Origin of the sequence: Micromonospora phytophila, from assembly GCF_023656545.1 — a bacterium.
Taxonomy (GTDB): Bacteria; Actinomycetota; Actinomycetes; order Mycobacteriales; family Micromonosporaceae; genus Micromonospora; species Micromonospora phytophila.
In genome coordinates this window covers 1-9262 of sequence record NZ_JAMOKF010000225.1, presented here as the reverse complement: position 1 = coordinate 9262, position 9262 = coordinate 1, and the positions used below count along the sequence as shown (strand labels likewise).

Annotated in this window: 5 protein-coding genes and 1 pseudogene; 5 read left to right on the top strand and 1 reads right to left on the bottom strand. The window is 73.5% G+C overall.

Going from position 1 to position 9262, the window contains the following annotated elements; all coding sequences use genetic code 11:
* Together NCC78_RS22335 and NCC78_RS22330 are read left to right on the top strand one after the other, a co-directional pair.
* Positions 1-2408 (top strand): DEAD/DEAH box helicase (locus NCC78_RS22335; protein ID WP_250796819.1); only part of this gene is annotated, 2408 nt, incomplete at its 5' end.
* Between the two features lie 26 nt (positions 2409-2434).
* Positions 2435-3408, top strand: a pseudogene (locus tag NCC78_RS22330) (SWIM zinc finger family protein).
* Positions 3409-3517: 109 nt separating this feature from the next.
* Here the strand turns inward: NCC78_RS22330 and NCC78_RS22325 are convergent.
* Complete coding sequence (locus NCC78_RS22325) at positions 3518-3775, bottom strand: DUF3040 domain-containing protein (RefSeq protein ID WP_250796816.1); 258 nt, start codon at positions 3773-3775, stop codon at positions 3518-3520.
* A 465-nt stretch (positions 3776-4240) separates the two neighbouring features.
* On the opposite strand from NCC78_RS22325, the gene NCC78_RS22320 reads away from it, so the two are divergent.
* The 3 genes from NCC78_RS22320 to NCC78_RS22310 are packed head-to-tail and all read left to right on the top strand — an operon-like array spanning position 4241 to position 9125.
* Entirely contained in the window at positions 4241-6319 is a 2079-nt protein-coding gene (locus NCC78_RS22320; protein WP_250796815.1) for a DUF1800 domain-containing protein, read from the top strand.
* Positions 6320-6339: 20 nt separating this feature from the next.
* On the top strand, positions 6340-7707 hold the full coding sequence (locus tag NCC78_RS22315) for a DUF1501 domain-containing protein (protein WP_250796814.1): 1368 nt from the start codon (positions 6340-6342) through the stop codon (positions 7705-7707).
* Positions 7704-9125 carry a ferredoxin reductase family protein gene (locus tag NCC78_RS22310; RefSeq protein ID WP_250796813.1) on the top strand — a complete coding sequence of 474 codons (1422 nt, stop codon included), beginning with the start codon at positions 7704-7706 and terminating at the stop codon, positions 9123-9125. Before NCC78_RS22315 ends, NCC78_RS22310 begins: the two co-directional genes overlap by 4 nt.
* Positions 9126-9262: the final 137 nt, after the last annotated feature.

Below are 9262 nucleotides of genomic sequence, written 5' to 3'. Positions count from 1 at the left end.
TGGCGCGGGGCGTACGCCCGAACGGGGCGGTGCCGGCGTGGCTGGCCGCGCTCACCGGGGCGCGTCCCGACTTCACCGCCGACCCGGCCGCGCTCAAGACCCTCCGGGCGGAGCTGGACGCCTGGCAGCGCGACGCAGCCGGCGGCGCGGTACGGGCCAGCTTCCGCCTGGCCGAGCCACCCGCCGAGGAGATCGCCGAACCGGTCGTCGTGGTCCCCGCCGACCCCACGGCGACGATCGGGCACGGCGGCCGCTGGCGGCTGGAGTTCGGCCTCCAGGCGGCCGACGAGCCGAGCCTGCACGTCGACGCCGCTCAGGTCTGGCAGGCGCCGGAGACCGTCACCGGGCTGGCCGGGCGGGACGGGAACCCGCAGGAGACCCTGCTCGCCGAACTCGGCCGGGCCAGCCGGCTCTGGCCGGAGCTGGACACCGCCCTGCGTACCGCCACCCCGGAGGCCATGGAACTGGACGTCGAGGGGGCGCACCGGTTCCTGCGCGAGGGAGCGCCCGTGCTGCACGCCGCCGGGTTCGCCGTGCTGCTGCCCGGCTGGTGGCAGCGGCCGTCGTCGCGGCTCGGCGCCCGGTTGCAGGCGCGCAGCCGCACCGCCCCGGGCACCGTCGCCGGCACCACCGGCGGGGTGGGGCTGGACGCCCTGGTCGACTACCGCTGGGAGGTCGCGCTCGGCGACCAGCCACTGTCCGCCGAGGAGCTGGCGTCGCTGGCCGCGCTGAAGACCCCGCTGGTGCGGATGCGCGGACGCTGGGTGGAGCTGGACCCGAAGCGGCTCGCCGCCGGCCTGCGGCTGCTCCGGTCCTCCGGCGAACTGACCGTCGCCGACCTGCTCCGGCTCGGCCTCGCCGACGCGGAACAACCCGACGCGCTGCCGGTGCTGGAGGTCAGCGCCGACGGCGCGCTGGGCGACCTGCTCGCCGGCGCCGTCGAGCGGCGGCTCACCCCGCTCGACCCGCCAGAGGAGTTCCGCGGCACGCTGCGGCCGTACCAGCGGCGGGGGCTGGCCTGGCTGGCGTTCCTCCAGTCGCTCGGACTCGGCGGGGTGCTCGCCGACGACATGGGACTGGGCAAGACGGTGCAGCTGCTCGCCCTGCTCGCCGGGGACCCGCCCACGGCCGGCCCGACCCTGCTGGTCTGTCCGATGTCGCTGGTCGGCAACTGGCAGCGGGAGGCGGCCCGGTTCACGCCCGGGCTGCGCGTACACGTGCACCACGGCGCGGAACGGGCCCGGGGGACGGAGTTCACCACGGCCGTGCACGCCGCGGACCTGGTCCTCACCACCTACAGCGTGGCGGCCCGGGACGCCGTGGACCTGGCCGGCATCGACTGGCACCGGGTGGTGGTGGACGAGGCTCAGGCGATCAAGAACGCCTCCACCCGGCAGGCCGAGGCGGTGCGTGCGCTGCCCGCCCGGCACCGGATCGCGGTCACCGGCACGCCGGTGGAGAACCGGCTGGCCGACCTCTGGTCGATCATGCAGTTCGCCAACCCGGGCCTGCTCGGCCCGGCCGCCACGTTCCGCAAGAGCTACGCCGAGCCGATCGAGCGGCACGGCGACGCCGACGCGGCCGAACGGCTGCGCCGGATCACCGGCCCGTTCGTGCTGCGCCGGCTCAAGACCGACTCGTCGATCATCTCGGACCTGCCCGAGAAGCTGGAGATGGAGGTGGTCTGCAACCTCACCGCCGAGCAGGCCTCGCTCTACCGGGCGGTGGTCGACGACATGCTGGCGAAGATCGAGTCCAGCGACGGCATCGAGCGGCGCGGGCTGGTGCTGGCCACCATGACCCGGCTCAAGCAGGTCTGCAACCACCCGGCCCAGCTGCTGCGCGACGGCTCGGCGCTGGACGGCCGTTCCGGCAAGCTGGCGCGGCTGGAGGAGATCCTCGACGAGGTGCTGGCGGCGGGGGAGAAGGCCCTGCTCTTCACCCAGTACGCCGAGTTCGGCGGCATGCTGCGCGGCCACCTGTCGGCCCGGTTCGGCCGGGAGGTGCTCTTCCTGCACGGCGGCGTCGGCAAGGCCGACCGGGACACCATGGTCACCCGCTTCCAGTCCCCGGGCGGCCCGGCGCTCTTCGTGCTGTCGCTCAAGGCCGGCGGCACCGGGCTCACCCTGACCGCGGCCAACCACGTCGTGCACGTCGACCGGTGGTGGAACCCGGCCGTCGAGGACCAGGCCACCGACCGGGCCTTCCGGATCGGGCAGCGGCGGCGGGTGCAGGTACGCAAGTTCGTCTGCGCCGGCACCGTCGAGGAGAAGGTGGCCGCGATGATCGCCGACAAGCGGAGCCTCGCCGCCACGGTGGTCGGCACCGGCGAGCAGTGGGTCACCGAACTCTCCACCACCCAACTGCGGGAGCTGTTCACCCTGGAGGCCGGGGCGGTGGCGCAGTGAGCGGGCGGGCCGTCGGCCATCGCGGAGTGGCGCCCCGCGCCGCCGGTCGGAGCGGGGCGGCGGCGTGAGCGACCGGTTCGCCGACTACGGCCGTCCACGCAAGGTGGACGGTGGACTGAAGGCGCGCAGCACCCGGGGCGCCATCGGCCGGTCCTGGTGGTCGCGGCGCTTCCTGGAGGTGCTGGAGTCCTTCGCCCTCGGCACCCGGCTGACCCGCGGCCGGTCGTACGCGCGCGCCGGCCAGGTGGTCCGCCTCGACATCACCCCGGGAATGGTCAGCGCGGTGGTGCAGGGTTCCCGGGCGCAGCCGTACCAGGTCCGCATCGAGCTGACCCCGTTCCCGGCGGCGCTCTGGTCCCGGGTCGAGGCGGAGCTGGCGGCCCAGGCGTTCTTCAGCGCCCGGCTGCTCGCCGGCGACCTGCCCGAGGAACTGGAGGAGTTGTTCGCGGCGGCCGGCGCCCCGCTCTTCCCGGGCGGGATCGCGGAGCTGGAGCAGCGGTGCAGCTGCCCCGACTTCGCCGTCCCCTGCAAGCACCTCGCAGCCACCTTCTACCTGCTCGCCGAGGCCTTCGACGCCGACCCGTTCCAGCTGCTGCACTGGCGGGGCCGGGACCGCGCCGAACTGCTGGACCGGTTGCGGGTCCTGCGGGCCGGGGCCGACTCCGCGACGGCCGAGCCACGCGACGGAAACCGGGCTCCCGGGGCCGGCGCGCCTGCCGCCGGACCCGGTCCGTCCACCGTGGAGCCCGCCGTCGGCACAGCCGGCACGGACGCCCCGCCGGTCGGGGCCGCCCGGGCGCTCGCCGGCCTGCCCTCGGCGCCGCTGGCCGAGGCGGTGGACCGGTTCTGGCTGCCACCGGTCCCGCTGCCCGACCGGCCGCCGAGTCTGGTGACCGGACCGGACCTGCTGCTGCGGCAGCTCGGCGCGCCGGCCCCCGCGATCGGCGGGCCCGGTCTGGTCGAACGGCTGCGCCGGGCGTACCGGCTTCTCGGCCGGTGAGGGCCCTCGGTGCCGGGTCGGGCGGTGCCGTGCCGGCGGCGCGGTGGGTGCCGCCGGGCGGTGCGACACCGGCGACGTGTGGATGCCGTCGTGCGGGGCCGGTGCCCCGTCACAGCCAGCGGCGGCGGAACCGCCACATGAGCGTGGCGTTGGCCATCAGGACCACCGCGCAGATGGCCCCGGCCAGCCGTCCGGCCAGCAGGGTCATCGCCGGGAGCGAGGCCCACAGCACGATGGTCAACAGCATCAGCCACCGGCCGCGGCGGGCCCGGGCCCGGGTGTCCAGCCGGGCGAAGAACGCCGGGTCGCTCTCCCGGAGCTGACGGGTGATCTGCTCGAACCTGCGCTGATCCTCTTTGCTGAGCATGTGCCTTCCCCTCACGCGTTCAGCGGTCCGGCGGCATACCCGCTGCGGCGGCGGCTCACGCTCGTGTCCTGCTGCTACTTTGCCGTCCGGTCGGGGTCACGCGGCCGGGGCCGTACCCGCCACGGGAGACGACCGCCTCAGCTCCGGCTTATGCCCGTCTTAAGTTTGTCTGTGGCGTTGAACGCCGTCATAAGCGCCGCGCGCGCCGAAAACGTTACGTCCGGCCGGTGTCGTGCCGGGTACGCCCTGCTCGGGGGGTCCGTCCCCGGGCGGGCGGAAATCGGCGGCCACGGACGCGCGCTGAGGGACGCCTTAAGTGCCGTCGGGGGCGTCTCCGGCGCTGCTTGAAGGCCTCTCACCCCTTGGCTACCTTGCCGTAGCAACCCCCTCAGGCATCAGTCGCCGCACCTTTTCGACCCCTGCCCGGTCGCAGTTGTCGCGGCGCACAAGAAACGGGATTGGTACATGGCCGACCAGAATGTGCCACCACGTCGACCGCGGGACGACCGCGGGTGGGACGGGCGCCAGCACCCCACCTCCGACGGACACCGCGACAGCTACGCGTCCACGCCGTACGGATACGAGTCCCCCTACCAGGGCGGCTACCCGGCCCAGGCCGACCCGCGGGCGTCGTACGCCCACGCCGGTCACTCCGCCCAGCCGGCCGCCAGCGGGCCGCAGTGGGTCGGACCGGACGGGTTCGGACGGCAGGCGCCCGTGCCCCCGCCCGGCGCCGGACTGCCCCACCTGGACGATGACGACCCGGGCCGGAAGGTGGGGCGCCGCAAGGCGCTCGTCGCCCTCGGCGGCACCGCCGCGGTGGTCGCCGGTGGCGCCGCCCTCGCGATGACCCCGCAGATCCGCAGCCTCTTCGGTGACGAGGCGGCCGCCGGGGACGCCACCGGCACCACCGTCACCGACGGCACCGCCGCCCGCCCCAGCGGCCAGCAGCCGAGCACGGTGCGCACCTACACCGAGCAGAACGAGAGCTACATGGGCTCCCGGGCCGGCGAGGCGTTGAAGAAGAACGCCCCGGCCGGTGGCCGTACCTTCTCCGGGCCGGCCGCCGCCGCCTCCGAGACCAAGGTGACCGTCAGGACGGTGCTCGCCAAGGACCCGGTCCTGCACCTGGCCCGGCGGGCCACCTTCGGGGTCACCCCGAGGGTCCTCGCCGACATCAGGGACAAGGGCATCGACGGCTGGCTGCGCTGGCAGCTCGACCCGGAGAAGATCGCCCCGACCAGGGCCGAGCTGAAGCTCGCCGAGCTGCCCACCACGAAGCTCAGCTCGACGCAGCTGCGCGAGCAGCGCGACCAGCTCAACGAGCGGGGCGCGCAGCCGGAGAAGGAGATGGTCGACGCCACCATCGCCCGGCAGATCTGGTCCGACCGGCAGCTCTTCGAGGTGATGGTCGACTTCTGGAACGACTTCCTGCACGTCGCCGCCGACTTCGACGGCGGCGAGGTCTACCGCAGCTCCTTCGACCGGGACGTCGTGCGGGCGCACGCCCTGGGCAGCTACCCCGAGATGCTGCTCGCCGCGAACAAGCACCCGGCGCTGCTGCTCTACCTCAACCAGAACGACTCCCGCGCCGACGCGGTCAACGAGAACCTGGCCCGGGAGAACCTGGAGCTCTACTCGGTGGGCGTCGACGGCGGCTACACCGAGAAGGACGTCCGGCAGGCGGCCCTGCTGCAGACCGGCCGGGGGGTCAACGACGGCAAGTACGCCTTCCGCCCCGAGCGGCACTACGTCGGCAAGGTCAAGGTCCTCGGCTTCACCCACGCGAACAGCTCCAAGGAGCCGAAGGCGGCCGAGGCGGCCATCGACGCGTACCTCACCTACATCGCGCTGCACCCGTCGACCGCCAGGTACGTGGCGCAGAGCCTGGCCACCCGGTTCGTCTCCGACACCCCGCCGAAGTCCCTGGTGGACCGGCTGGCGAAGACGTACACCACCAACAAGGGCATGATCAAGCCGGTGCTGATGACCCTGTTCAGCTCCTCTGAGTTCTGGGCCGCGGTGGGGCAGAAGGTGCGCCGGCCGATGGAGTACGTGGTCGCCACGTACCGGACCCTCGGCGTCTCCCCGGAGCCCTCGGCGAAGAACGACAACGGCGACAGCAAGCGCACCCCGTACGCCCGCGGCCTGCGGCAGATCCAGGACAAGATGCGCGAGCTGGGCCAGTATCCGATGGGCCAGCCCACCCCGGACGGCTACCCGGACGTCTACGTCGCCTGGACCTCGGCCGGCACCATGGTCAACGGCTGGAACGAGGCCGGCGAGCTGGTTGCCGCCAACCGCACCACCTTCACGTACACCCGGCCGGAGAAGCTGGTGGCCAGGCCGCCGGCGACCGCCGGGGCGTACGTGGACGCGCTCGCCCAGCGGCTGGTGGGCCAGAAGCTGAGCGCCAAGGAGAAGTCGCTGATCCTCGGCGTGGCCGGCCTCGCGGCCGGCGCCCGGGTCGACGCGACGTTCAACGGGGCCATCACCGCCGTCGCGCGGGCGATCCTCGCGTCCCCCCAGCACCACCTCCGGTGAGGCACCCGATGGAGAAGACTGTGCACACGTTCCCCCTGCACCCCGAATGCCCGGACCTGCGACGGCTGGCCGACAACCCGGCCGAGGCGCTGCTGCGGGCCGAGGCCGACATCGTCGCCGCCGAGAACGCCGCCGAGGCCGACCGGTACCGGCGGCTGGAGAACCTGGAGGAGGCCCAGCAGGACGGCCGCGGCGTCACCCGGCGTACCTTCGTCGCCGGCGCCGCCGCCACCGCCACCGCGCTGGCCACCGCCCAGTTCGTCACCACCTCGGCGTCGTTCGCCGCGACCAAGACCGGCACCCTGATCCACGTCTTCCTCTACGGCGGGCTGGACGGGCTGAGCCTGGTCGCCCCGTCCGACGACCCGGTGCTCGCCAAGGCCCGCCCCGACCTGCTGCTCGCCGAGGACTCCCTCGCGGTGGGCCGCGGCTTCAAACTGACCAGCGCGTTCAAGCCGCTGGAGCCGTGGCTCAAGAGCGGTCAGCTCGGCTTCGTCCCGGCGGTCTCCGACGAGCGGCTGTCCCGCAGCCACTTCCAGGCCGCGGACGCCTGCAACCTGGGCGGACTGCCCGGCGAGACCGGCGGCCGGGGCTGGCTGGACAGCCTGGTCGACGCCCTCGGCAAGGGCACCGCGTTCCGCAGCGTCGGCATCGGCAGCACGCTGCCCCGGTCACTGGTCGGCACCAACGGCGCGCTCTCCATCAACAACGTCGGCTCGCTGCGGCTCAACGGCGACGACCGGTTCCGGGCCGCCACCGAGAAGGCCATCCGGGGGCTCTTCACCGGGATCAACCACCCGGTCGAGGAGTCCGTGCAGGACGGCCTGGGCGCGCTGGCCACCGCGCAGAAGCTCGCCGCGAAGCCGTACCAGCCGGCCGAGGGCGTCGAGTACGAGGGCGTCGGCTACGCGTTCCAGCAGCTCGCCCAGCTCATCAAGGGCGGGGCGAACGTCCGGGTCGCCACGGTCGGCATGGGTGGCTACGACACCCACGAGAACCAGGGCACCCGCGAGGGCGGCCAGCTACACCGGCGGCTCAACGAACTGGCCAGCGCCATGGCCGCGTTCTTCACCGACCTGGGGGAGAAGGCCGCCGACGTCACCGTCATGGTCTCCAGCGAGTTCGGCCGGCGGGTCGCCTCCAACGGCGGCGGCACCGACCACGGGCACGGCGGGGTGGTCACCATCCTCTCCGGGCGCAAGCTCGCCGGCTCGCTGCTGGGCACCTGGAACGGGTTGAACGATCTGGACAGCGGCGACGTACCTGAGTACAACAACATGTTCAACGTCTACGGGTCGGTCGCGCAGGGGCGGTTCGGGCTCACCAACGCGGAGGTGGACAAGATCTTCCCCCGGCAGAAGTACACCCCGATCAAGCTGTACGCGTGACGCACCAGCACACCCACGCCGCCGGCCGCCGCACCGGGACGACCCCGTCCCGGCACGGCGGCCGGCCGGCTGCGGACGTACGGCCGCTGGTGCCGCCGCGACGCGGACCCGGCGGCCGGCGGCTGCTGGCCGCCCTGCTCGTCGTCGGCCTGCTCGCCAGCGTCCTGCCCTGGTGGTGGGACACCCCGGCGGGTTCGCTGAAGAACTCGGCCGCGACGGTCACCGCGGCCGGGCGGATCACCGGGCTGGTCGCCGGCTACCTGCTGCTCGTGCAGGTGCTGATGATGAGCCGGCTGCGGGTGCTGGAACGGTGGATCGGCGGCGAGCAGATCGCCCGCTGGCACCGTGACGTCGGCGCCACTTTGCTGGTGGCGGTGCTCGCGCACATGTCACTGATCCTGGTCGGCTACGCCGACCTGGAGGACAACTCCGTGCTCGCCGAGGCCGGGGTGCTGCTGAGCGACTACGAGGACATGGTCTCCGCGTTCGCCGCCGCCGCCATCATGGTGCTGATCGGCTTCACCAGCATGCGGGCCATCCGCCGGGCGCTGCCCTACGAGCTCTGGTACCACCTGCACCTGGCCAGCTACGTGGTGCTGCTGCTCGGCTTCGGCCACCAGTTCAGCAACGGCGCGCAACTGTTCCGGCCCGGCCCGGTGCGCACCTTCTGGATCGCGATGTACATGCTGGTGGTCGCCGCCCTGCTCTGGGGCCGGGTGGTCGCTCCGCTGCTGTTCAACCTGCGGCACCGGCTGCGGGTGGCCGACGTGGTCGCGGAGAGCTCGGACACCATCTCGATCTACCTGACCGGTGACCGGCTGGACCGGTTGGAGATGCTCGGCGGGCAGTTCTTCCGCTGGCGGTTCCTCACCCCGGGCTGCTGGTGGCAGTCGCACCCCTTCTCGGTCTCCGCCGCCGCCAACGGCCGCTGGTTGCGGCTGACCGTCAAGGTGGTCGGCTCGCACACCGCCGACCTGCGCGACCTGGACCCGGGCACCCGGGTCTGGGCGGCCGGACCGTCGGGCACCTTCACCGCGGCCCACCGGGTCCGCGAGCGGGCCCTGCTGATCGCCGGTGGCAGCGGGATCACGCCGATCCGCGCGATGCTGGAGGAGTTGCCGCCCGGCGCGGCCCTGATCTACCGCGCCAGCACCCCGGCCGACGTGCTGCTGCACCGGGAGCTGGACTGGCTGGCCCAGGCCCGCCACACCTCGATCTGGTACGTCGTCGGCTCCCGCCACGACCCCGGCCCGCGCGAGGTGATGAGCCCGGAGGGGCTGCGCCGGCTGGTGCCCGACGTCGCCCGGCGGGACGTGTACCTCTGTGGACCGCCCGGCCTGGTCGAGCAGTCGCTGCGGGTGCTGCGCCAGGCCGGCGTGCCCCGCCGGCAGATCCACCTCGCCACCTTCGAGCTGTAGGAAGGCACCCCATGCGTCGCGCGTTGTTCGCCATCACCGGTCTGGCGGCCAGCACCACCGTGATGGTGGTGCTGAAGGGTTCGCCGGGCGCCAGCCAGGTCGCGCAGGACCTGCCCGCCGGGCGGCCGTCGGTGGTC